The sequence below is a fragment of the Micrococcus sp. GbtcB5 genome (assembly GCF_019091605.1).
Lineage (GTDB): Bacteria > Actinomycetota > Actinomycetes > Actinomycetales > Micrococcaceae > Micrococcus > Micrococcus luteus.
The window spans coordinates 1-257 of the sequence record NZ_JAGXJK010000262.1; the positions used below are offsets into that span (position 1 = coordinate 1).

Consider the following 257-nt stretch of genomic DNA (forward strand, 5'->3'; position numbering starts at 1 on the left):
GTTACAGTATGGTGTAAAGGATACAGTGAACTGAAAAGGATGGTTGGTATGGAAACTTTTACTGCAAAGCAGATTACAGAAATTCTTCAAAAGGAAGGGACGAATATAAATTTAAGAACTGTGCGGTATTATACGCAAATTGAAATTGTGCCCCCTTTAGAGTTAGTAGGGAATAAAAGGGCTTATACAGAGAAACATTTACATTATTTTCGGGCGATCATCACACTATCAAAGACAGGAGAAACACTTGCTTCTAT

Annotated in this window: 1 protein-coding gene; it reads left to right on the top strand. The window is 36.2% G+C overall.

Annotation, left to right across the window (positions count from 1 at the left end):
- Positions 1-39: 39 nt before the first annotated feature.
- The coding region (locus tag KVS67_RS12285; protein WP_217565476.1) for a MerR family transcriptional regulator at positions 40-257 on the top strand (218 nt) is incomplete at its 3' end.